Source organism: Oleiphilus sp. HI0079, assembly GCF_001635105.1.
Genome location: NZ_LWFT01000664.1, coordinates 1 through 1,982, shown reverse-complemented (window position 1 = coordinate 1,982; position 1,982 = coordinate 1). Strand labels below are relative to the sequence as shown.

Annotated in this window: 2 pseudogenes; both read right to left on the bottom strand. The window is 48.1% G+C overall.

From position 1 onward, the window contains the following. Positions 1-218: pseudogene (locus A3750_RS26850) on the bottom strand (hypothetical protein); the annotation flags it as partial. A 71-nt stretch (positions 219-289) separates the two neighbouring features. After that, positions 290-1,982: pseudogene (locus tag A3750_RS11995) on the bottom strand (chromosome segregation protein SMC); the annotation flags it as partial.

Here is a 1,982-nt window from a genome sequence, read left to right as displayed (position 1 = left end):
TGACCACCAAGGTCGCGAGACATTTTAAGAGAATCTTGCCGAGCCAATCTCATACGACGAATGCCGTCTATGAGAATACCCAGGATAATGACAACGCCGGCAACAATTAACCATTCTCGAAGATTCATTGCTAAATTTTTGCTCGTTTGGAATAGCGCTTTAAAAGCTGAAATCGGGCGCACAGACAACACTCGCGCACCCACTAATTGCACCCCCATATATTATCGTCAAAAATGGAGTTACACCAACGGCAAAGATTAAAGCTTAATTAATTGTTTTATAACTGGCGTCAAGCTTCTGCTAGACGAGCAGCAGCATCGATGTCAACCGACACAAGACGTGATACCCCGGGTTCATGCATCGTGACACCCATCAGTTGATCCGCCATCTCCATTGAGACCTTATTATGAGAAATATAAATAAACTGCACCGTAGATGACATTTCCTTTACCAGTCGCGCAAAACGCCCAACATTCGCGTCATCAAGCGGAGCGTCAACCTCATCTAACATGCAAAAAGGTGCAGGGTTTAACTTGAAGATAGAGAAGATGAGCGCCAAGGCCGTTAGCGCTTTCTCTCCTCCCGATAATAAGTGAATTGTTGAATTATTTTTTCCTGGCGGACGGGCGATGATCGACACACCCGTTTCGAGCAAGTCGCTATCCGTTAACTCTAACTTGGCACTGCCGCCGCCAAAAATCTTCGGAAATAAATCCTGCAATCCCGAATTGACACGATCATAGGTTTCCTTGAATCGAGCCCTCGTCTCCTTATCTATTTTTCGAATAGCCCCCTCAAGCGTCTCTAGAGCCTCAACCAGCTCATCATTCTGAAGATCGAGATAATTTTTTCGCTCCGATTGAGCTTCGTATTCATCGACTGCAGCAAGGTTAATTGGCCCAAGCCGAAGAACGCGATTCGCGAGCTTTTCCAAGGTCTGCTCCAGGGATTCTTTCGACAACACCTCTGCGTTAGCTGCATCATTTAACTCTTGAGACAATGCCTCGAGATCGAAGCCAAGCTCAGTAATGCGCTCTAATTTTTTAGTCTGCTCCATTTCGAGAGCCTGAACTTGCAATCGCTGATTTTCAAGCTTACCGCGCATGTCGAGCAAAACACCCTCGCCCTTCTCCCGAGCAAGCTCCAACTCTCTCAACTGAGCCTGCAAATCCTCTTGCGCCTCCCTTGCAACAACGAGCTTCTTTTCATCTCGTTCATGAGCCACGAGCTCATCTTGTAATCTAGACTCCAGCACCTCGATTTTCTCAACATCCGCCTGTTCATCAATCAACGCATTCAAAGATGCCTGCATCGCTTCTAGACTTCGCTGTAAATCCAACTCGCTATGACGCAGCACATCAAGACGATCAGCCGCCTTTTGTTTCGCCAGCGTCACCGCATGCACTTTTGATTGAATGTCGCGCTGCCCATCACGCGCATGGTCAATCGCTTCTCGCAACACATCCCTCTGCTCACTATGACGAGCGCGATCCTCGCCCATTGCATCAAGAGACTCCATCGCTTGCTGCCAAGCTTCTCGAGCCACCTCAAGTGAGGCGCGATCAGCCTCCAACTCATGCGAAATTCCGAGCATATCTTCTTCAATACGCTGCCTCCGCTCATGCATTTGCTCTTGCCTCGCCCGCACAGCACTCAATTTTGCAGCAAGCTGCGAATGCTCTCGCGCAAACGTTTCTTGTTTGCGCTTCTCGTGACCAAGCTTAACGGATAACTCTCCAAGCCTTTCGTTGACGACATCTCGCCTATCAAGCAGCAACTGCAATGCGCTATCCTGTTCAGCAATCGCTAAAGAAAGCTGATCAATCTTAGCCTGACGAACTACAACACCGTCACCCGCCTCTCCCGTGGATAAACATCGTATACTTGTTCGGCTGACAACAAATCCATCTTTAGTTACGATTTTCTTTCCACACGCCAAACCACTTTGCTGCTGCAATGCAAGCGACAAGCTATCAACACAA